This is a genomic window from Sphingopyxis sp. Root1497 (assembly GCF_001427085.1).
Classification (GTDB): Bacteria; Pseudomonadota; Alphaproteobacteria; order Sphingomonadales; family Sphingomonadaceae; genus Sphingopyxis.
Map to the genome: position 1 here is coordinate 64,168 of NZ_LMGF01000002.1, position 20,590 is coordinate 84,757.

Consider the following 20,590-nt stretch of genomic DNA (forward strand, 5'->3'; position numbering starts at 1 on the left):
CAATATCCGCTCCAACTCCGCCTTCATCATCGCCGCGCGCTGATCGTCGAAGCGCTTCCAGCGCCCCAGCGGCGGGATCATGCGGGCTGCGGTTTGCGGGTTCTTCGGATCGAGCGCGATCACCATGTCGGCGATCAACTTGTAGCCCGCACCGTCCGCCTGGTGAAACGCCGCCTGGTTGCCGGTCAGCGCGCCATAGAGCGAGCGCACGCGATTGGGGTTCGCCAGCGTGAAATCGGGGTGCCCCGCGAGGTCCTTCACCGCCGCGACCGTGTCGGGGCGCATCGACCAGGCCTGCACCTGGAACCATTTGTCGAGCACCAGCGGATTGTCGCGATAGCGCTGGTAGAAGATGTCGAGCGCGTGCGTCCGCTCGTCGCTGTCGCCATGCGCCAGCGTCGCCAGCGCCGCCTGACGCTCGGTCATGCCGTCGGCGTTCGAGAAGATGCCGAACACCAGCGCCGGCACGTCGGCGATGCCGGTCGCGGCGAGATAGGCGATCGCGACACCGCGCAGGCGGCGGCCGCCCTTCGCCTTGGGCGACAGGTCGGTCGCGGGCGGCGCGGCGCCCGCGAGGATCGCGCGCCATTCGCCCTCGAGCGCGCGGCCGATCGCGGCCTGCAGCGCCAGGCGCTCGCGGCGGATCGCGTCGGGATCGACCGTCACCATCTGGTCGCCGACGAAGGCTTCGCTGGGCAGCAGCACGGCTTCGGCGACAAAGGCCGGATCGTCGGCGCGGCCCGCGAGCGTTCCCGCGACCGCGTCGATCACCGCCTGATGGTCGGCCGTTTCGCCCGACACCGCCGCCACCAGCGTGTCGAGCATCAACTGCTGCAACGCCTCATAGCGTGCAAAGGGATCGTCATCATGCGCCGCGAGCCAGGCCAGTTCGCCCGGCGCGCGGACATAATCGACGATCACCGGCGCAGAAAAACCGCGGTTGACCGACAAGGCCGGCCTCGCCGCGAAGGCGCCGAGCGGCACGCGCTGGCTCGCCCCGGTCAGCGTCACCAAAGTACCGGGCATCGCCGCCCCGCTGCCGTCCATCGCGAAGGCCGCCAGGCGCAGCGGCATCATCATCGGCTGCTTGTCGGGCTGGCCGGGCGTCGGCGGCACCGTCTGCGCGACGTCGAGGAACCAGTCGCCGCCAGCCTCGGCCAGCGCAAGCGTCAGCCGCGGCGTTCCCGCCTGTTCGTACCAGCGGCGGAACAGCGACAGGTCGATATCGCCGCCCTCCTCCATCGCGCGCACAAAATCCTCGCAGGTCGCGGCCTCGCCGTCGTGACGCTCGAAATAGAGGTCGGTGCCGGCGCGGAAGCGCTCGGGTCCGAGCAAGGTCGCCATCATCCGGATGATCTCGGCGCCCTTGTTATAGATGGTCGCGGTGTAGAAATTCGAGATTTCCTGAAAGCTGTCCGGACGGATCGGGTGCGCGAGCGGTCCGGCATCCTCGGGGAATTGCGCGGCGCGGAGCAGGCGGACATCCTCGATGCGCTTGACCGGCGGCGATCCCATGTCGGCCGAGAAGCTCTGGTCACGAAAGACGGTGAAGCCTTCCTTCAGGCTGAGCTGGAACCAGTCGCGGCAGGTGACGCGATTGCCCGACCAGTTGTGGAAATATTCATGCGCGACGACACCCTGCACGCCGTCGTAATCGAGGTCGGTCGCGGTATCGGCGTCGGCGAGGATGTAGCGGGTGTTGAAGACGTTTAGCCCCTTATTCTCCATCGCCCCCATGTTGAAATCGCTGACCGCGACGATGTTGAACAGGTCGAGGTCATATTCGCGGCCATAGACGCGCTCGTCCCACGCCATGCTATCCTTGAGCGCCTGCATCGCATGGCCGGTGCGGCCCTCATCGCCCGCGCGCACCCAGATACCGAGTTCGACCTCGCGCCCCGAAACGGTGGTGAAACTGTCGCGGTTGACCACCAGGTCGCCCGCGACGAGCGCGAAGAGATAGCTGGGTTTCGGCCAGGGGTCTTCCCACAGTGCCCAATGCGTGCCCTCCGGACCGTCGCCCTGCTCGACGCAATTGCCGTTAGACAGCAGGATCGGAAAGGCGGTCTTGTCGCCCGCCATGCGCACGCGATAGCGGCTCATCACGTCGGGACGGTCGGGATGGAAGGTAATGCGGCGAAAGCCCTCGGCCTCGCATTGCGTGCACAGCATGCCGTTCGATGCGAACAGGCCCATCAGATTGGTGTTGGCGCTCGGGTCGATCACCGTGTCGACCTCGACCGTCGCCGCCATCCGGTCGCCGAGATCGACGATCAGGTCGCTGCCCTGCATGCGCCAGTCGTTCCACACCGCGCCGTCGACGCGCACCTCGACCGGCGTGATCGCGTCGCCGCGCAGCGTCAGCGGCACCGGCGTATCGGCACGGCGCTCGACCGACAGGCCGGCCGACACCTTGGTCTCGTCGATGCCCAATGCGAAATCGAGCGCGACGTCGGGGACTTGCCATTCGGGCGGACGGTAATCGCCGCGGTGGATGGTGACGGGAAGGACGGGCGTCGAGGAGGCATCGGTCATGCCGGCAGGTCTAGGCGCGGGCCGCAGCCTGCGCAATAAGGCGCGGCGATGGGACAGATGCTGATCTTTGGAATGGGCTATGCCGCAAGCCACCTCGCGCGGCGGCTGGAGGCGCGCGGCTGGAACGTGAGCGGCACGACGCGCGATGGTCGCGGCGGGACGCTCGCGTTCGGCGACCGCGATGCGGTGCTCGCCGCGCTGCGCCCGGCAACGCACATCCTGTCGTCGGTCCCGCCCTCGGACGGGCGCGACCCGGTGCTCGACCATTATGGCGATGCCATCGCGCTCGCCGGCGCCACATGGACGGGCTATCTCTCATCGACCGGCGTCTATGGCGACACCGGCGGGGCGTGGGTCGATGAGACCGCCCCGATCAAGGGCCGCCGCGCCGACCGCAACCTGGCAGACGCGGCCTGGCAGGCGCTGCGCGGCGACATGTGCGTGTTTCGCCTCCCCGGCATCTATGGCCCCGGCCGCAGCATCCTCGACCGCATCGGCGAAGGCCGCGCGCACCGCATCGCCCTGCCCGATCAGGTCTTCAGCCGTATCCATATCGACGACATCGCGAGCGGCGTAATCGCGTCATTCGGCGGCCCCCCGGGCGTGTATAACCTCGCCGATGACGAACCTTGTCCCCAGAACCGCCTCGTCGAGTGGGGCTGCGCGATGCTCGGCGCGCCGGTGCCGCCATTGCAGGCCCTCGACGAAGCCGGCCTGTCGCCCGCCGCGCGCGCCTTCTATGCCGAGAATCGCCGCGTCGCGAACGGCAAGGCGAAACGCCTGCTGGGATGGACGCCGCGCTATCCGAGTTTTCGCGAGGGGCTTGTCACATTAAATGGTGACTTGTCATGAAGATAAAGTCGATAAGGCGGAAGCTTGGGCCCGCTTATCGTACCATGCTGCTCCCGTTTCTCTCAGCACCTCTTGTCGCCGCAGGTGAATTTTTTCCAACGCCTCCTCCGAAGGAATTGATTCATTGGCAACAATGAAGTCAAGGTCATCAGAGACTGCATAAAGCTGTGAAAGCGTGTTGGTATATTTCATCCAGAGCCATCGGTGATCGAAGAACGCCTCATATGCCGAAACCACGGCAACAGATGCGCTAATGACCAGCGCTATCATGTCCATCGATGATTGTAAGCCGTTTTCGACAACGATCTGATTGGATTTCGAACCTATTATTATCGAGAGCATCGCGGCCGCGGATGCGACATATATTTTGGTGCGGAACGCACTCGTCTTGTTTCTCCCAATCTTTCTTCGAAATGAATCGGCATCTCGATCAAGGGATTTTCTGAGAAAATCGACCTTCTTTTCTACACTCTCCATACAAGCCCCCCGATTTTTAGTACCGGATATCCAAGAAAGCTAAGCAGGGAATACTCGTCTGTCGGCGAAAGCTCAACTAGATCAGATCAACACATCCACCGTGTGGATCAGCACCCCGACCAGCCCGCCGACCAGCGTCCCGTTGATGCGGATATATTGCAGGTCGTCGCCGACGGCATTTTCCAGCCGGTCGGTGATCGTCTTGGCGTCCCAGCCGCGGATCGTGTCCGACACCAGTTTCAGCGCGGTCTCGCCATAGCTGTCGACCGCGCCGACGACCGCGCGCCGCGCGTAGCGGTTGAGCGTCCGCTTGATATGCGCATCCTCGCCCAGCATCGCGCCGAACTGGGTCACCAGTTCGCCGAGCCGCCCCGCAAGCATGGTGTCGGGATCGCGCGCGGCTTTCAGCAGTGCGCCGCGCCCCTGTTCCCACAAACCATCGAGCCAGCGCTTGACCGCCTTGTTCTCGAGCAGTTCGTCGCGGACCCGCGCGACCTTCGCCTGCACTTCGGGATCGTGCTGCAGGTCGAGCGCCATCTTGGCGAGCCCTTCCTCGACGCGGATGCGCAGCGGATGATCGGGTTCGACCGCCATTTCACTGAGCAGCTTGCCCAACCCCGCGACGATGCGGTTCGAAATGCTTTCGTCGAGCCCGGTGAAGCGCACGATCGCATTCGAATTGTCGTGCACCATCTGGTGGATCAGATGGTCGTTGAGTTCGAGCGTCTTCGACCCCCATTTGACCATCGCGTCGAGCAACGGCTGGTGCCGCCCCTCGGCCAACGCCGCCTGCAGCGCCTGCCCCAGCAGCGGCGCGACGTCGAGTTCGCGCAGCCGATCGGCGATCGCCGATTTGACCATGCCGCCCAACCGCTGCTGGTCGAGCGCGCCGAGGCCGTCGGCGATGATCCGCGACGCGCCGCGTTTCAGCCGCCCGCCGCCTTCGCCCGGTTGCGACAGGAATTTGCCCACCGCGCCCGCGATGTCGACCGTCTGCATCTTGCGCGCGATCAGCCGCGGCAGCAGGAAATTGGTGAGCAGGAAGCGCGCCAGCGTGTCGCCGATGCGGTTCTTGTTGCGCGGGACGATCGCGGTGTGCGGGATCGGGATGCCCATCGGGTGGCGGAACAGCGCGGTGACCGCAAACCAGTCGGCCAGCCCGCCGACCATCGCCGCCTCGGCAAAGGCGCGCACGAAACCGACGGCAGGATGGACGTCCTGGAAATATTTGGCGCTGACGAAGACGATCGCCATCACGACGAGCATGCCGGTCGCCACGGCGCGGATATTGAGCCCGCCCGTGGGAACTGCAACGCCCACCCCCCGGTTGATATGGGGGGGGTGAGCGCGACCGGTATCGGTTTGCGGCGAAACGCTGTCCGTCATGACCATCCAATGGCGAAGCGCGGCAAAGGTTGCAACCGGCGCCGCGCCGCGCGCTTTCGCGTCACTCCGCCGGGTGCGGTTCAGAAGGAATGCCGTGCGGCTTGGTGTCGTCGCCCGGCTTATAGGTCAGCAGGTTGCGCGAGAAGAATCGGCCCAGGCGCTTTTCGATGCTGTCGGCGAGGCTGAAGCCCGCCGGCACGATCAGCAGCGTCAGCATCGTCGACAGGATCAACCCGCCGATGACGACAACGCCCATCGGTGCGCGCCACGCGCCATCGCCCGACAGCGAGATCGCCGTCGGCACCATGCCCGCGACCATCGCGATCGTCGTCATGACGATCGGCTGGGCGCGCTTGCGCCCCGCGTCGAGCAAAGCCGGTCCCTTGGCGATGCCATGGTCCATCTCCTCAATCGCGAAATCGACGAGCAGGATCGAGTTTTTCGCCACGATCCCGAGCAGCATCAATATGCCGATATAGACGGGCATCGAGATTTCCATGCCGGTGATCCAGAGGCCGAGCAGGCCGCCGAGCGGGGCGAGCAACAGCGACGACATATTGACCAGCGGCGAGAGGAAGCGGCGGTACAGCAGGACCAGCGTCGAAAAGACGAGCGCGAGGCCCGCGACGACCGCGATCGCGAAGTTGAGGATCAATTCCTCCATGAACTTCTGCTGGCCCTGCACGATCTTGCGGATGCCCTGCGGCATGTTCTTGACCGACGGCAGCGCATCGATCTTGGTCTGCGCGTTGCTGGTCACGAGGCCCTTCGTCAGATCGGCACCGATCACGATACGGCGGGTCTGGTTATACCGGCGCAGCTCGGTTGGCCCCGCGCCGAAGCTGATCGCCGCGACCGATTTCAACGGAACCGTCGTACCGCGTGTCGTCGGTACCGGCAGATTTTCAAGCGTCGCCAGGCTGCGGCGCGAATCTTCGGACAGCAGCACGCGGATCGGGATCTGGCGATCGGACAGCGAGAATTTCGCCGCATTCTGGTCGATGTCGCCCAATGTCGCGATGCGGATCGTCTGGCTGAGCGCCGCCGTCGTAACGCCGAGGTCGGCGGCAAGGTCCATGCGCGGATTGATGATGATCTCGGGCCGCGGAATATCGCCCTCGATCCGCACCGCCCGCAGCTCCTTGAGCGCGCTCATCTCCTTGACAATCTTGAGCGCATGCTTTTCGAGCGCGACCGGATCGTCGCCGCCGATGATGAAGCTGATGTCGCGGCCCGAAAAACCGCCAGCCTGGCTCTGGAACGACACGCGCGCGTCGGGGATCGCCGCCATCTTCGGCTGCAGACCGCGCTCCCAATCGACGCTGCTCGTCTCACGGTCCTTTTTCAGGGTGATATAGACGCTGCCGCCGCCGACATTGACGTCGTAAAAGGCGTTTTCCACCGACTTGTCGGCCGCCAGGATCGCGTTGACCTGGTTCGAGATCCGTTCGCTCTGCGCCAGCGTCGACCCCGGTGGCAATTCATAGGTGATCTGGCTGTAGTCGCTGTTGATCGTCGGCTGGAACTGGCTGGGAAGCGTCGCGAAAAGGATGATGCTCCACACAAAGGCTCCGACGCCGATCCCGACGATCCACACGCGGTGATCGAACAGGCGCGCATACGCGCGCTGAGTCATATATTGCGCCCATCGGGTGAAGCGCCAGTGGTGCATCCCGAACAGGCGCCCGAGAAGCCAGGCAAGCGCTCCGAGCAGGATCGCCGCGGCCATGACCATGGCCCAGGACGTGATCGCCATCTGAGCCGGCGCCAACTTGCCCAGGAACCACAGAATCCCGCACAGCACGGCAACGATCCCGCCGACCCACGCATAGGCGCGCAAAGCCGACCTGAGTGTGGTCTGGTTGATCCATGCGACGAATGCGCCGAACAGGATCATCACCAGACTGCTCAGGAGGAAAGCGGCGACGGCCGCCATCGGCGTCAGCAGCAGGAAATGGAGAGCCGCATTCGGCCCGCTCTGCCCCACCGGCACCGGCTGGAAATATTTCATCGTCATCACGACCAGCGCGCCGAACGCCACCAGCAGCGGCAGAATCAGGAAGGTCGGCCGCGTCGCCGTCGGCTCGAAGCGCGCCCGCACCACCTTGTGCTTGCTGTCGTCGAGCGTCCAGCGCAGGATGTTTTCGTACCGGTCGACCCACGGCCCCGACGCATGGTCCTGCTCGCCCTGCGCCGACAGGAAATAGGCCGCGATCATCGGCGTGATCATGCGCGCGACGGCCAGGCTGACGAGCACCGCGAAGACGACCGTCATCCCGAACTGGATGAAGAATTGTCCCGACACGCCGGGCATCAGGGCGACGGGCAGGAACACGGCGACGATCGACATCGTCGTCGCGACCACCGCGAGGCCGATTTCGTCGGCGGCGTCGATCGATGCCTGATAGGCGGTCTTGCCCATGCGCATATGCCGGACGATATTCTCGATCTCGACGATCGCATCATCGACGAGCACCCCGGCGACGAGGCTGAGCGCGAGCAGCGACAGGCCATTCAGCGAAAAGCCCATCATGTCCATGAACCAGAAGGTCGGGATCGCCGAGAGCGGGATCGCGAGCGCCGAGATCAAGGTCGCGCGCCAGTCGCGCAGGAACAGGAACACGACGATGACCGCGAGGATCGCACCCTCGATCATCGCCGCCATCGAGCTGCGATATTGTTCCTTGGTATATTCGGTGCGCGTGAAGAGTATCTTGAAATTGACCTTGGGGTTGTTCTTCTTGATCTCGGCGAGCTTCTTCATCGTCTCGTCATGGACGGTGACGTCAGACGAGCCCTTGGCCTTTTCGATCGAGAAGGACAGCACCTGCCGCCCCTCGATCTTGGCGAGGTTGCGCTGTTCGGCATAGCCGTCGGTGACCGTCGCAACATCGCTGAGCCGGATCGTGCGGCCATTGCCGAGCGACAACTGGTAATTGCCGAGCTGGTTCGCGGTCCCGGCGTTGCCCAGCACGCGCACGGCCTGTTCGGACCCGGCTATTTCGGTGCGCCCGCCCGCGGCGTTGACGTTGACCTGGCGCAGTTGCTGGTTGATCTGGCTCGCGGTCACACCATAGCTTTGCATGCGCGCGGGATCGAGGATGACGCGGATTTCGCGGTCGACGCCGCCCGACCGGCGCACGCGCGCCATGCCGGGGATCGACAGCAGATCCTTGGCCACATTGTTGTCGACGAACCATGACAGCTGTTCGAGCGTCATGTCGGTCGCTTCGACCGCGAAATAGGTGATCGGCCCGCCGGAGAAATCGACGCGCACGACCTGCGGTTCGAGGATTCCGTCGGGCAGGTCGCTACGAATCTGCTGAACCGCCTGGTTGACGTCGTTATAGGCGCGGTCGATCGGCGTACCGATCGCGAACTGCACCATCGTGCTGCTGCTGCCCTCGCCGACATAGGAGGACATGTCCTCGACCCCGCTGACCGCCCGGACCGCGGCCTCGACGCGCTGCGTGACCTGCGTCTCGAGCTCGGTCGGCGCGGCACCCGGCTGCGCGACCAGAACCTGCACCGCCGGGAATTCGACGTCGGGGTTGTCGTTGACGTCCATCCGGTTGAAGCTGACGACCCCCGCCAGCAACAGCAGCACGAACAGGACGATCGGCGGCACCGGATTGCGGATGCACCAGGCGGAGATATTACGGAAGCTCATGGTTCAAACGCCCTTGTGCGCACGTCCGGCAAAAATCGGATATCAGTTCGACGTTTTCTGAAGGACCGGCTTCACGGTATCGCCGGGATTCAGGAAGGCGCCGGCCAGCACGACGACGCGCTCGTTGCCGGTCAGACCCGATGCGATCGCGATCCCGGCATCGGAGACCGAACTGACCTGGACCGCGCGACGCTCGACCTTGTTGTCGTTGCCGACGATCAGGACGAAGCTGCCCTCGGGGCCGCTCTGGACCGCACTTTCGGGCAGCAACGGCGCCTCGGCCGAACCGGCGACCAGCTTGGCATCGGCGAATCCGCCGGGGCGCAGTTCGGCGCTGTACGGGATCGCGATCCGCACCATGCCCTGTCGGGTCTGCGGATCGATGACCGGCGACTTCTGCCAGACCTGGCCCGCAACGCCCTGTGCGGCGCCGACCGGGGTCACCGTCGCCCGCGTTCCCACCGGAATGCGCGCCAGATCGGCCTCGGCCAGCTGTGCCATCATTTCCATCTCGCCGCCCTTCGCCATGCGGAACAGCACACCGCTGCCCGAGCTGACGATCTGCCCGGGTTCGACCTGGCGCGTCAGCACCAGGCCCGCCGCCGGGGCGACGATGTTCAGCCGGCCGTTGCGCGCCTGCGCTTCGCCATATTGCGCCTGCGCGACGCGGACGCGCGCATTGGCGGCATCGCGGGTCGCGCGCTTGCGATCCATGTCGGCCTTGGAGATGAAGCCGCGCGATACCAGCGCCTCGGCACGGGTGAGTTCGGCCTGCGCCAGATCGGCGTCGGCCTGCGCCACGCGGATCGAGGCGGACAGCGCCGCAGCCTGCTGCGATTGGACCGAGCGGTCGATCACCGCCAGCGTCTGCCCCGCACCGACCCACTGGCCCGGCTCGACGAGCACGCGGACGACCTGACCGCCCTCGCCGGCGACGCCGACGGGCATTTCGCGGCGCGCCGCGATGGTGCCGTTGGCCGAGATCTGCGCCTGAACCGACTGCTTGCCCGGGATCACGACGGTGATGTTCGGAATGCTTTCGCTCGATGGTCCGCCGGCGGACCCGCCAGCGGCGGCGGCGCCGTCGCCCTTGCCGGCCGAGAAGGCGAAATAAGCCGCGGCGAGCGCCGCGAGGATCAGCGCGATCGCGACGATCAGCAGCATCCGGCGCCGACGATTGCCGGCCTCGTCATCATAGCCCGCGAGGCTGTCCATCACATCCACTTTCCGCTCGTAGTTCACGCCAAATTCCTCTGTCCCGCCCCAACCATGGCATGCGAGGGCCGCTTCGTCCGTGCCCGCGAAGGGGCGCCGGAACCTCGGCCATTCTTCGCGGTGTATTATCCAATTAAATCACCCCTGACAAGGGGGAAACGCGACCGCACCGCTGCCCACGGCGCGGCGCTTCATAATCGGCCCGGCGGCCGAACTCCAGTGGCCTGGCGCCAAAAAAGGCGGCCGACTCGCGCCGACCGCCTTTTGGAAACCGATCCGAAAAGGACCGTCTATGTCAGCGGGATCAGCGCACCTTGCCGCGCCGCACGAGATTGACGATCCCGAGCAGGACCACCGCGCCGATGAAGGCGGTGAGCAAGGTCATCGGATCGAAGGCGTCGCCGCGCAAATGCCCGCCGCCGAGAAAGCGGCCGAACAGGAAACGGCCGAGGATCGAACCGAGACAGCCGACGATGATATTGAGGAAAATGCCCTGTTGCGCGTCGGTGCGCATCACGATGCTCGCGAGCCAGCCGATGACGCCGCCCATGACAATTGCGATAATCCAAGTCATATATGACCCCCTACGATCGTTTTGGATGCCCGAATATTACCGGGCAGACGCGATGGTAAACCAAATCGCGTCAACCGCCTAGCGATATGGCGGCGACGCCGAACGCCGCCGCCACGGGTGTCAGCGGACGCTGCCGCGACGCACCAGGTTGATCAGGCCGAGCAGCACGACCGCACCGATAAAGGCCCACAGCAGACCGATCGGGCTGAAGGTACTGAGGCTGGCGCCCATGCCGAACATGCCGCCCAATATATTGCCGAGAAAAGCGCCGACGATACCGACGACGACATTCAGGATGATGCCCTGCTGTGCGTCGGTGCGCATGACGATGCTGGCCAGCCAGCCGATGATTCCGCCGACGATCAGCGTGATGATGATACCCATAGACACACTCCCTTATTGCCGGACCTGCGGAGCACGCAGACCGGGTGACTTCCGGCAACGCCCGATGGCGTCCGAACCTCGTTTTGCCGATGTCAGCATAATGCGAGCGGGGTGCAAAAGGTTCCCGGCCGGTCCGCGAGGACGCGGCCGGGAAAGTGGGATCCGTTCCGATCGGGGAACTTCTCCGGGTCGCAAGCGGAGGGATAAGCAGGCGGGGGCGACGGCGGTGTGACAGAAGTCACAGGGCGCACGAAATATTTGGCGGTGGTTGCGGACGGGGCGATTTCGGGGTGGGACGCGGATGGTCCTGAAATCCTCCCTGTCGCGCAGCCATGGGGAGGTGGCAGCGGCAAAGCCGCTGACGGAGGGGCCGAGCCGTCACGCGTCGCGCAGCCTTTCGGCCCCTCCACCANAGGGAGGATATTTACGTCCGCTTGCGCTCGAAAGCAGACGTTCCAACGACCGCCTGCCCTGCATCGGTCGAGGCCACCGCCCCACCCACATCACGCGCACGCGAAATGGGGGCCGGCATCGCTGCCAACCCCCACTATCCGGTATCCTTCCGGTCGCTGCCCGCTTGCCTTCATCCCGGTCCGCTTCTCTTGCGATCGGCGGCCCGCAAAACGACGCTTGCGGCGCGTTCCGGAGCTATCCGGCGATGGTTTGGTCGGCCCCCTTTCGGGGGCCGGCCGCACCTGGAAAGCCCTTCATCATCTCTTCCTGCGTCTGCCGAAGCAATCGCCGTCCAAGCGATGGACTGCATTTCCTGTCCCGATCGGGTCCGCCTCAACTCGTGGGAATCGCGGCGTTCCGTGACCAGGGTATCGGTCCACTTCCTCGTCGTTCCGGTCCGTTTCCTTCCGGCTGGTCTTGCAACCTTCCTTCGTGTCCCGGCGGTCCGTCGTCTCCGTCGTCCGATGATTGGAAGCTGTCATGAGTCGGCGGAGTCGCCAACAAAAATTGCCGCGAAACGCCCCCGATTGCGCCGGCGACTGTGGATAAGTCCGGCATTAGCAATTAGCAGATTCGCTGCAGCATTTTTGTAACAAGAGCGCAGCATTTTCGGATTCGGTTTTCGAAAAGCTGGCCGCGACTCATCGCCGCGACTCGGTTTTTTAGACGCGACTCAGGCGCGTCCCAAATCGCCCTTGCCCACCGTCCCCGACGCCATCTCCAGCATCCGGTCGAGGCTCTTGCGCGCGGCGAGGCGAAGTTCCTCGTCCATCTCGATCCGCGGCTGCAGGTCGCGGAGCGCTATGTAGAGCTTCTCCATCGTGTTGAGCGCCATGTACGGGCAGATGTTGCAGTTGCAGTTGCCATCGGCCCCCGGCGCCCCGATGAAAGTCTTTTCGGGGATCGCCAGTTCCATCTGGTGGATGATGTGCGGCTCGGTCGCGACGATCAGCGTGTCCGACGGGAAGGTCTTGGCAAACTGCAGGATGCCGCTGGTCGACCCGACATAATCGGCATGGTCGACGATATGCGGCGGGCACTCGGGGTGGGCGGCGACCGGCGCGCCGGGGTGCTGTGCCTTGAGCTTGAGCAGCTCGGTCTCGCTGAACGCCTCATGGACGATGCACACGCCCGGCCACAGCAGCATCTCGCGCCCGAACTTGCTGTTGAGATAGCCGCCCAGATGCCGGTCGGGACCAAAGATGATCTTCTGGTCCTCGGGGATCTGGCTGATGATCATCTCGGCGCTCGATGAGGTGACGATGATGTCGCTGAGCGCCTTCACCGCCGCGGAGCAGTTGATGTAGGTCAGCGCGATATGGTCGGGATGCTTTTCGCGGAAGCGCTTGAACTGTTCGGGCGGGCAGCTGTCCTCGAGGCTGCACCCGGCATCCATGTCGGGCAGGATGACGATCTTTTCGGGGCTGAGGATCTTCGCGGTCTCGGCCATGAACTTGACGCCGCAAAAGGCGATGACGTCGGCGTCGGTGTCCGCGGCCTTGCGCGACAGTTCGAGGCTGTCGCCGACGAAATCGGCAAGGTCCTGAATCTCGGGCTTCTGGTAATAATGCGCGAGGATGACCGCGTTGCGTTCCTTGCGCAGCCGGTCGATTTCGGCGCGCAGGTCGAGGCCGGAGAGGTTTTCACGGATCGGAGCAGTCATCTTACTTCCTTGTCAGAGCAGGAATTTCCCGCCCCTCTACACGTCACCCGCCAGCGGGGCAATTCGCCGCGTCAGCCACCGGTCAGCCGCGCCGCCAGCGCGATCACCGGCGGCGCCAGCGACAGGAGATAGATGGTGGCGCGCACCGCGATGACAATGAGGAAGATGGCCTTGGTCGCCGGATGAACCCGCCCGAAGGTGCGGCGGTCGTGCAGCGCGATAATGCCGACGACGGCGAGCTGGATCAGGCCGATCGGGATGTCGGACCAGCCGATCATCAACGGCATCGGCAGGATGCGCCCTAGCGCGGGTTCGAGGATGACGATCGTCGCGCCGATCATCAGCCGTCGGTGCCATTGCGTCGCGTGCCGCCGGCGCACCGCCCACCAGACCATCGCGCCAAAGACCAGCGCCTCGACCGTCGTCAACGCGAGGAAATAGGGCGGCGAGAAAAAGGGCGGAAAGCGGTTCAGCACAAGCGACGCCAGACCGGTGAAAATCCCCAGCCCGGTGATGACGAGCGCAAGCCCGCCGCCGATCCAGCCGAGCCGCCGGTGCAGCGGCAGCTCGGCCCGCGACACAAGCGTGGGCTGGACGATCAGCAGGCCGAGCCAGGCGAGCATCGCGATCCCGTGGAGATGCACCCAGAAGGGCGCGGCCACGGGGTCGACGAACCCGCGCAAGGCGAATTGCGCAAAGCCGAAGATAATGAAGACCGCGAGGCCGATCGCCATCCGCTGCCAGAAACGCTCCGCGGGAATCACCCCCGCCGCCGACGTCGCCATGCCATCCCCCCCAGGTTGGTTACGCGGCAGGACTAGCGCAGCGAAGGCCGCGCGCAAAGGCCGATTCAGTCGGCCGTGTCCCCGGCGAACCGGGCAGTCACCTTGGCGTCGATGCCCGCCGCCCTCAGCGGCATGGCGAAGCTCTGCTCGATGGCAGTGCGCGCCGCACTCTGCGCCAGGCGCATCGGGGTCGTGGCCCTGGCCTGCTTGATCAGTTCGCCCTGCGCCGCCCTGCGGTTCGCGTCGTCGAGCGTCTTTTCGGCATCGGTCAGCGTCAGCAGGATCGCGCCGTCGCGAAACTCACTGATCGCGTCGATATCGATCTCGGGTCCGGCGAGCCGCAACGGCGGCAGCGTCACGGTCAGCGTGCCCGCCTCGGCATTCCAGTCGAGGTCGGATTGCTTGAGCTTCGCAAGGTCGAGTTCGTAGCGCACCGTACCCGGCATGATCAGCGTCTTTTTGGCGCTCAACCCGAGCCGGCTCTGCGTCGAGGTCACTACCGCGACATAACGCGCGGTGAAGGGGACGAGGATATTCTGCTCCTGCAATCCCTGCAGGCTCGCGGCGACGACGGTCTCGGGCTCATAACCGCGCTGCCAGTCCTGCCAGGCGCGCCAGCCGAGGAAGACCCCGACCGCCAGGACGACGAGGATCAGGATGCGGAAGAGCGAGCGGCTCATGCGACCAGCCGCCATGCGTCGGCTTCGCGCGCGACGCGGCCGCGCTGCTCGAGATCGAGCAGATGTGCGAGCACCGACCGCCCGGCAGCACCGGTCAGGCGCGGATCGAGACCCTTGTACATATGCGACACCATATCGGGGATAATGGTCGTGCCGCGTTCGAGTTCCTTCAAAATCTGGCGCTCGCGCTGTTTGCGGTGGCCGAGCATGCCGCGCACCAGTTGTCGGGGCTTGGTCACCGCAGGGCCGTGCGCCGGATAATAGACGCGGTCGTCGCGGTCGTAGAGCTTCGACAGGCTGGCCATATAGGCCGCCATGTCGCCGTCGGGCGGGCTGACGACGCTGGTCGACCAGGCCATGACATGGTCGCCGGTGAACAAGGCGCCGCTTTCGCGCAGCGCGAAGCAGAGGTGGTTCGACGTATGCCCCGGGGTCGCCACCGCCTCGATCGTCCAGCCGTCGCCCGAAATCCGCTCGCCATCGAGCAGCACGCGATCGGGGGCGTAATCGGGGTCGAAGGCCGAATCGGCGCGCGGGCCGCTGTCGCTGATCACCAGCGGAGCGCAGCCGATGATTGGCGCGCCGGTCGCCTCGCGGAGCGGAGCGGCGGCGGGGCTGTGGTCGCGGTGGGTGTGGGTACAGAGGATCGCCGCGACGCGCGCATCGCCAACCGCGCGCAGGATCGCATCGACATGGCCAACGCCATTGGCATCGGCGGGGTCGCCGACGCTGAACCCGCTGCCCGTCGGGCCGGGGTCGATCACCGCGACGTCGCTGCCCGCCCCGACGATCCACGTCTGGGTGCCGGTGAAGGTATAGGGCGAAGGGTTCGGCGCGAGCACGCGGCGCACGAGCGGCTCATGCTGCTCGCAATCGCCGGCGTGGATGGAGTCGGGCCAGGGCTTTTCGTCGCTCATGGGGTGCATGTGGCATCGGGAGCCGTCGAACGAAAGGGGGCGCAAATAAAAGAGAATGGCCGGTTACGGCCCACACCGCATCTTTCGACGGATGATATCAGGATTTCAACATCATTCGGATACCCGCCATGGCTAGGCCGATCACCAGCAGAGTCGCCAACTGTAAAAGGCCATTCTTCCAATCTTGATTGGCAAGCGGGACATCGTCAGGGAGGTCCTCCAAATTCTGGTACCATCGTTTCTCGAAATCTCGGAGCCAGAACCAGTACCAAATAGCCGCGGGGACCAGCGCGCCGACGGGCCACACCCAAATCGGAAAAGGGCTGTCAGCAGGTGCCGTGCCGAAAAATACGCATAGCGCATAGGCGGGCGCGACGGTCCAGAAAGCGCGCCTTCGTGGCGGTGCGTTGAGCGCGACAAAGAAGTGCAACACGGCGGCGACTAGCGCGATGATCAACAGACTGGCCGCCGCACTCAGACCCAGCATCGTCAGGATGCCTTCGTAACTCTCCATCACCGCCCCCAAGAAATAGTCCCGTCGCCACCTTATGCGCCAGCGTACGGGTCGCAAAGAAAAAGGGAGCGGTCGCCCGCTCCCTTTCCCCGCCCCTGCCGCAGATGCCCACCGGGGAGAAGGCACCCGCGTCAAAGCTGAAACTGTCAGTCGACCGGTTTTTCGAGGTCGGCGATCGCGCGGTCGAGGTCGGCGGTGACCTTGGCGCGCGTCTCGGCCGACATGTGGCCGGCCGTGTCACCCTTCGCGAAACTCTCGCGCGCCTTCTTGAGCGCCGACAGCCGCGCCGCCTTGCCCTCGTCGCCGCACGCCATCATCACGACGCGGCTGCGCTGTCCGCCGTCCTTGTCGTCGCGGTTGACCAGCGACACCGGCTTTTTCCCGTTGCCGCAATGGCCGATCGCCATCGCCTTGCCGTCGAACGACGACCAGGCAGCGGGCGGGAGCGGGGCCATGGGCGGCATCGGCGGCATCGGCGGCATTGGGGCCAGCGCGGTGCGGAAGCTTTCCTTGCGCTTCGCCTCCAGCTTGTCGGCGATCGCCTCGGCCTGCGCGCCGGTGACGCCCTGTTCCTTCAGCGTCGCGAGGATGTCGTCGCGCGACAGCGCACCGGGCATGCGCAGTTCGAAACGCTTCGCCTTGGCGTCACCAGGCGCGAAGACCATGGCCTTGCCCTCGCCGTCCTTGACCTCGCCGTTGCGGATCACGATGCGATGCACCTCGCGCTTCGTGCCGTCCCTGGCGGTCGCATCGCCCCCGCCATGCTCTTCGCTGGTAAAGATCATCACGCGCGAGGTGCCGGCGATGACCTCGGGGGCTTCGGGCGCGTCGGGCGACAGCGGCGCGTCGGAAGCCTCGGGCGGCGGCGAGGGTGCAGCGGGCACGTCACTTTGCACGCTCGCACTCGCGATCCCGGCCGGGACCAGCGTCGCGGTCGTCGCGAGCACCGCGAGCGTCGCGCCGCCGACGAGCAGCCGTCCGACGAGGCCGCGCTTCTTCGAAATATCCTGCTGCATCAGCATCGTCAGTCTCTCCTGCAAATTGTCGTGGACCGCCATCGGCGCCGCGAGCGACAGCCGCGAGCCGACCGCAGCCTTGGCAATGGCCGTCGCATAGCGCGCGGTGCGAACATTGCGCGGGGCGCTGTCGGTCAGCGCGAGAACCCGCGCGTCGCACGCGGCCTCCTGGTCGAAACGAAAGGCGCGGAGCGCGCGCCAGGCGAAGGGGTTGAACCATTGCACCGACAGCAGCAGCAGCGCGGCGGCATTGGCCCACAGATCGCCGTGCCGGTGATGCGCCAGTTCATGGTCGATCGCGAGCGCGCGTTCCTCGATCACATAGCGCGCGAAGAAGTCCTGCGGCACCGCGACATAGCGGCGCCACAGGCCGAAGGCGACGGGCCCGTCGACCGCGTCGGTCATCACCAGCCGGATCGTCCCGATCGGTTCGAGCGCCACCGCGCCGGTCAGCACCTGACGGCGGAAGCGGTGGTGCGACACCATGGCCGCCACGAGCACCGCAACCATACCCGCCGCCCAGGCGGTAAACAGCACCGGCAGCACGTCGGCCATGGTCAGCAGCGGAGCCGCCTGCACCGTCGGCGCCGCCGCGACCGTATCAGTCGGGGCGAGCATGATCAGTTCGGTAACGGGTTCGGCCGTCGCAGAGGCCGCGGCGGCAACGGCCGGTGCGACCTCGGGCTGCGCGAAGGGCAGCGGCGGCAGCAACAGGCGCAGCGCGGGCACCGCCCACAAAGCATAGGTGAGCCCCGGGCCGAAATGGCGCGCGAAGGGCTTGCGGATCAGCAGGATCATCAGGACGAGCACGGCGGTGGTGACCAGCGTGTCGCCCCAGGCCTGGAAGACCATATCGGCGCTCATGACTTCAGCCTCCTGAGCAGCGCCTCGATCTCGGCGATGTCGGTGTCCGACAGCGCCTCGCGCTCGGCGAGATGGGCGATCAGCGGGCTGACGCGGCCGCCGAACAGGCGATCGACGAAGCGCTGCGATTCCTCGCCCACCGCTTCGGCGCGTTCGACCGCGGGACTGTAGAGAAAGCGGCGCCCTTCGGCCTCGGCGGTCACCGCGCCTTTCTGGACGAGGCGCGCGACGAGCGTCTTGACCGTCGCGAGCGTCCAGCCGTTGGCGGCCCCGACATTCTCGGCAAGATCGGTCGCGCTCTGCGGGGATTCGTCCCACAGCGCCGACAAGATCTGCATTTCGGATTCGCTGGCGCGTTCTGCCATCGTGGAACCCCTCCCTTCGGCCTCATCTGCGATACGACTACAGATGTAGTCAATAGGCTGAACCGATGATGAATGAAGCTGAACGGCGCTGAGGGAACGATCTCCCTGTGGCGAAGCCATGGGGCGGTGGCAGCGGCGTAGCCGCTGACGGAGGGGCAATAGCGCCGAAGTTGCTGGCCCCTCCACCACTCGCTTCGCGAGCGCCCCCCATGGCTTCCCACAGGAAGGACCGACCTGTCGGGATTTTTGACACCCCCGATGCCCGGTAAGGAATTGCTAACCAGCACCTCCCCCCGAAAACCGCGATGTCGCCAAACTGGCACGCCCCTTGTATGGTATCGGATGTTCCCGAGTGTTCCGCTCAAAGGAGCGGTGGGGGACATCAGTCTGGTCCCTGATGTCCCCTGCCCCCACTCAGGACATCCCCACTTACCCCCGACGCGACGGGGGGCGGAGCGGCCGAAAGGCCCCGCCCCCCGGACGCACTTTCAGCCCCTTGACGCTGCGGCACGCCAACAGCGCCGCGAAATGCGTGCGATCAAGCCGCTGCCGAAAATCCTCTGAAAACCCGGCCTTCGTCATAATATGTATTTTTGTTGCATGTTTTAAGTTCCGCGAATAGATGCGCGTCATATGCATGTTCGGAGCGAGTCATGGAACAGGACGAGCAGATCGACGAAACCGCGCTCGAGCGCCTGATCCCCGCCTTCTACGACCGCGTGCGCGCCGATGCGGAGATCGGCCCGCTGTTCAACGACGCGGTGCACGACTGGCCCGGCCATCTGGAAAGGCTGGTCGCCTTCTGGTCGTCGGTGATGCTGACCAGCGGCCGCTACAAGGGCAGCCCGATGGCCGCGCACCTGAAGCACAAGGCGCACATCACCCCCGCGATGTTCGACCGCTGGCTCGCGATCTGGTCCGCGACCACCGACGAACTGCTCGCGCCCGCGGCGGCTGCCGCACTGCAGGCGAAGGCCGCCCGCATCGCCGAAAGCCTGCAACTCGCGCTTTTCTTTCGCCTCGAAGATCCTGGCATCCGGACCAGCTGACCTTCATCTGGTTCAGGACAAAGCCCCTATGCGCACCGCCTCCGCCGAGACGCGGGCCTGTGAGACCCCCGACGCGTCCCGAAGCCGCGTACCGGCACAAAAAGGCCCGCCGACGCACTCCAGCGTCGGCGGGCCCTTTTGTTCGGAAAGGCGATGTTCCCTTATTCGGCGCGTTATTCGGCGCGCGCCGGGACGTCGGCGACCAGCGTGTGCAGTTCGCCCGCCTCCCACATTTCCATCATGATGTCGCTGCCGCCGACGAATTCGCCCTTCACATAGAGCTGGGGGATCGTCGGCCAGTCGGAAAACTCCTTGATGCCCTGACGGATCTCCATGTCCTGCAGCACGTCGACGGTGTCATATTCGACCCCGAGCCGGTCGAGCATCGCGATCGCGCGCGACGAAAAGCCGCATTGCGGGAACAAGGGCGTGCCCTTCATAAAGAGCAGGACGGCATGGTCGCCAACCAGCTTGGCGATACGATCGTGGGTGGCTTCGGTCATGGTGCAGTCTCCGGTTGGGCGCGATGTCGCGCCCGAAAATCATCTGGTTCCTATGAAGGAACGCCGGTGGTCAATTGCAAGGCATGAAGTTCACCGCCCATGCGTCCGCCGAGTGCGGCGTACACCGCCTTATGCTGCGCGACGCGGGTCAGCCCTCGAAAACTCTCGCTGACGACATGCGCGGCATAATGGTCGCCGTCGCCGGCAAGGTCGGTGATCGTCACCTCCGCACCCGGAAAAGCGGCGGCGATCATCGCCTGCAGATCGGATTCGCGCATCGCCATCGCGCGGCGCCTTACTGCTTGTCCATGAACTGGCGGCGCGCTTCGACCGCCTTGTCGTTCAGCGCGGCGCGGATTTCGGCGTCGCTGATCTCGACCTGCGCCGCGGTCAGGTCGCCCGCGAGCTTGCGGATCACGTCCTCGTCACCGGCTTCCTCGAAATCGGCCTGGACCACCGCCTTGGCATAGGCGTCGGTTTCCTCGGGGGTCAGCCCCATACGCTCGGCGGCCCATTCGCCGACCAGCCGGTTGCGGCGTGCGGTGATGCGGAACTGCACCTCCTGGTCGCGGGCGAACTGCGCCTCAAATGCTTTTTCGCGATCGTCGAATGCGCTCATCATGTCCTCTTGGTTTGAAACCTGTCGGCTTGCAGATAGGTCGGGCGGCCAAGGCACGCAAGGCGCCTG

At 65.4% G+C, this 20,590-nt stretch carries 19 protein-coding genes; 2 read left to right on the forward strand and 17 right to left on the reverse strand.

The genetic code is table 11. The features are described from left to right. A partial coding sequence (gene pepN / locus ASD67_RS02965; RefSeq protein ID WP_235535545.1) for an aminopeptidase N occupies positions 1-2,535 on the reverse strand: 2,535 nt, incomplete at its 3' end. A gap of 48 nt (positions 2,536-2,583) precedes the next feature. On the opposite strand from pepN, the gene ASD67_RS02970 reads away from it, so the two are divergent. After that, positions 2,584-3,387, forward strand: a complete 804-nt coding sequence (locus ASD67_RS02970) for an NAD(P)-dependent oxidoreductase (RefSeq protein WP_056343141.1) — start codon at positions 2,584-2,586, stop codon at positions 3,385-3,387. Here the strand turns inward: ASD67_RS02970 and ASD67_RS22885 are convergent. The 13 genes from ASD67_RS22885 to ASD67_RS03030 form a co-directional block, all read right to left on the reverse strand. Continuing rightward, the gene (locus ASD67_RS22885) at positions 3,382-3,864 is read right to left on the reverse strand and encodes an SLATT domain-containing protein (RefSeq protein WP_156377550.1); all 483 of its coding nucleotides are present in this window, start codon (positions 3,862-3,864) and stop codon (positions 3,382-3,384) included. The genes ASD67_RS02970 and ASD67_RS22885 overlap by 6 nt on opposite strands. Positions 3,865-3,945: 81 nt before the next feature. After that, positions 3,946-5,130, reverse strand: a complete 1,185-nt coding sequence (locus ASD67_RS02975) for a DUF445 domain-containing protein (protein WP_235535555.1) — start codon at positions 5,128-5,130, stop codon at positions 3,946-3,948. A 181-nt stretch (positions 5,131-5,311) separates the two neighbouring features. Next, on the reverse strand, positions 5,312-8,920 hold the full coding sequence (locus tag ASD67_RS23585) for an efflux RND transporter permease subunit (RefSeq protein ID WP_056343144.1): 3,609 nt from the start codon (positions 8,918-8,920) through the stop codon (positions 5,312-5,314). A 42-nt stretch (positions 8,921-8,962) separates the two neighbouring features. Continuing rightward, complete coding sequence (locus ASD67_RS02985) at positions 8,963-10,135, reverse strand: efflux RND transporter periplasmic adaptor subunit (protein WP_056343154.1); 1,173 nt, start codon at positions 10,133-10,135, stop codon at positions 8,963-8,965. Positions 10,136-10,439: 304 nt separating this feature from the next. Next, positions 10,440-10,709, reverse strand: coding sequence for a GlsB/YeaQ/YmgE family stress response membrane protein (locus ASD67_RS02990; RefSeq protein ID WP_056343170.1), 270 nt, complete (start codon positions 10,707-10,709; stop codon positions 10,440-10,442). Between the two features lie 120 nt (positions 10,710-10,829). Then, entirely contained in the window at positions 10,830-11,093 is a 264-nt protein-coding gene (locus tag ASD67_RS02995) for a GlsB/YeaQ/YmgE family stress response membrane protein (protein ID WP_056343173.1), read from the reverse strand. Positions 11,094-12,219: 1,126 nt separating this feature from the next. After that, positions 12,220-13,209, reverse strand: coding sequence for a quinolinate synthase NadA (nadA, locus tag ASD67_RS03000; RefSeq protein WP_056343176.1), 990 nt, complete (start codon positions 13,207-13,209; stop codon positions 12,220-12,222). Between the two features lie 71 nt (positions 13,210-13,280). Beyond that, on the reverse strand, positions 13,281-13,994 hold the full coding sequence (locus ASD67_RS03005; protein WP_056343179.1) for a hypothetical protein: 714 nt from the start codon (positions 13,992-13,994) through the stop codon (positions 13,281-13,283). 65 nt (positions 13,995-14,059) lie between these two features. Beyond that, complete coding sequence (locus tag ASD67_RS03010; protein WP_056343182.1) at positions 14,060-14,674, reverse strand: DUF4230 domain-containing protein; 615 nt, start codon at positions 14,672-14,674, stop codon at positions 14,060-14,062. Beyond that, a complete protein-coding gene (locus ASD67_RS03015) occupies positions 14,671-15,591 on the reverse strand; it encodes an MBL fold metallo-hydrolase (protein WP_056343187.1) in 921 nt (306 codons plus the stop codon). The genes ASD67_RS03010 and ASD67_RS03015 overlap by 4 nt, the downstream gene beginning before the upstream one ends. Before the next feature lie 97 nt (positions 15,592-15,688). After that, on the reverse strand, positions 15,689-16,105 hold the full coding sequence (locus ASD67_RS03020) for a hypothetical protein (RefSeq protein WP_156377551.1): 417 nt from the start codon (positions 16,103-16,105) through the stop codon (positions 15,689-15,691). A gap of 146 nt (positions 16,106-16,251) precedes the next feature. Continuing rightward, on the reverse strand, positions 16,252-17,985 hold the full coding sequence (locus tag ASD67_RS03025; protein WP_056343193.1) for a M56 family metallopeptidase: 1,734 nt from the start codon (positions 17,983-17,985) through the stop codon (positions 16,252-16,254). Then, complete coding sequence (locus ASD67_RS03030; RefSeq protein WP_056343197.1) at positions 17,982-18,350, reverse strand: BlaI/MecI/CopY family transcriptional regulator; 369 nt, start codon at positions 18,348-18,350, stop codon at positions 17,982-17,984. Before ASD67_RS03030 ends, ASD67_RS03025 begins: the two co-directional genes overlap by 4 nt. 653 nt (positions 18,351-19,003) lie before the next feature. On the opposite strand from ASD67_RS03030, the gene ASD67_RS03035 reads away from it, so the two are divergent. Further along, entirely contained in the window at positions 19,004-19,399 is a 396-nt protein-coding gene (locus ASD67_RS03035) for a group III truncated hemoglobin (RefSeq protein WP_056343200.1), read from the forward strand. A gap of 173 nt (positions 19,400-19,572) precedes the next feature. Here ASD67_RS03035 and grxD read toward each other — a convergent pair whose 3' ends face one another. Genes grxD through ASD67_RS03050 form a run of 3 tightly spaced genes read right to left on the reverse strand, consistent with a single transcriptional unit; the run spans position 19,573 to position 20,521 of the window. After that, complete coding sequence (grxD, locus tag ASD67_RS03040) at positions 19,573-19,902, reverse strand: Grx4 family monothiol glutaredoxin (RefSeq protein ID WP_056343201.1); 330 nt, start codon at positions 19,900-19,902, stop codon at positions 19,573-19,575. Positions 19,903-19,952: 50 nt separating this feature from the next. Beyond that, the gene (locus ASD67_RS03045; protein ID WP_056343204.1) at positions 19,953-20,186 is read right to left on the reverse strand and encodes a BolA/IbaG family iron-sulfur metabolism protein; all 234 of its coding nucleotides are present in this window, start codon (positions 20,184-20,186) and stop codon (positions 19,953-19,955) included. Positions 20,187-20,197: 11 nt separating this feature from the next. Then, a complete protein-coding gene (locus ASD67_RS03050; protein WP_056343429.1) occupies positions 20,198-20,521 on the reverse strand; it encodes a DUF1476 domain-containing protein in 324 nt (107 codons plus the stop codon). Between the last annotated feature and the right edge of the window lie 69 nt (positions 20,522-20,590).

Coding starts and splice junctions, on each gene's coding strand:
- ASD67_RS03050 (WP_056343429.1), bottom strand. CDS start 20,521: ATGAGCGCATTCGACGATCGCGAAAAAGCATTTGAGGCGCAGTTCGCC.
- ASD67_RS23585 (WP_056343144.1), bottom strand. CDS start 8,920: ATGAGCTTCCGTAATATCTCCGCCTGGTGCATCCGCAATCCGGTGCCG.
- ASD67_RS02995 (WP_056343173.1), bottom strand. CDS start 11,093: ATGGGTATCATCATCACGCTGATCGTCGGCGGAATCATCGGCTGGCTG.
- grxD (WP_056343201.1), bottom strand. CDS start 19,902: ATGACCGAAGCCACCCACGATCGTATCGCCAAGCTGGTTGGCGACCAT.
- ASD67_RS03035 (WP_056343200.1), top strand. CDS start 19,004: ATGGAACAGGACGAGCAGATCGACGAAACCGCGCTCGAGCGCCTGATC.
- ASD67_RS03045 (WP_056343204.1), bottom strand. CDS start 20,186: ATGGCGATGCGCGAATCCGATCTGCAGGCGATGATCGCCGCCGCTTTT.
- ASD67_RS03020 (WP_156377551.1), bottom strand. CDS start 16,105: ATGGAGAGTTACGAAGGCATCCTGACGATGCTGGGTCTGAGTGCGGCG.
- ASD67_RS02985 (WP_056343154.1), bottom strand. CDS start 10,135: ATGGACAGCCTCGCGGGCTATGATGACGAGGCCGGCAATCGTCGGCGC.
- ASD67_RS02970 (WP_056343141.1), top strand. CDS start 2,584: ATGGGACAGATGCTGATCTTTGGAATGGGCTATGCCGCAAGCCACCTC.
- ASD67_RS03025 (WP_056343193.1), bottom strand. CDS start 17,985: ATGAGCGCCGATATGGTCTTCCAGGCCTGGGGCGACACGCTGGTCACC.
- ASD67_RS03010 (WP_056343182.1), bottom strand. CDS start 14,674: ATGAGCCGCTCGCTCTTCCGCATCCTGATCCTCGTCGTCCTGGCGGTC.
- ASD67_RS03005 (WP_056343179.1), bottom strand. CDS start 13,994: ATGGCGACGTCGGCGGCGGGGGTGATTCCCGCGGAGCGTTTCTGGCAG.
- nadA (WP_056343176.1), bottom strand. CDS start 13,209: ATGACTGCTCCGATCCGTGAAAACCTCTCCGGCCTCGACCTGCGCGCC.
- ASD67_RS02990 (WP_056343170.1), bottom strand. CDS start 10,709: ATGACTTGGATTATCGCAATTGTCATGGGCGGCGTCATCGGCTGGCTC.
- ASD67_RS02975 (WP_235535555.1), bottom strand. CDS start 5,130: ATGCTCGTCGTGATGGCGATCGTCTTCGTCAGCGCCAAATATTTCCAG.
- ASD67_RS03015 (WP_056343187.1), bottom strand. CDS start 15,591: ATGAGCGACGAAAAGCCCTGGCCCGACTCCATCCACGCCGGCGATTGC.
- ASD67_RS22885 (WP_156377550.1), bottom strand. CDS start 3,864: ATGGAGAGTGTAGAAAAGAAGGTCGATTTTCTCAGAAAATCCCTTGAT.
- ASD67_RS03030 (WP_056343197.1), bottom strand. CDS start 18,350: ATGGCAGAACGCGCCAGCGAATCCGAAATGCAGATCTTGTCGGCGCTG.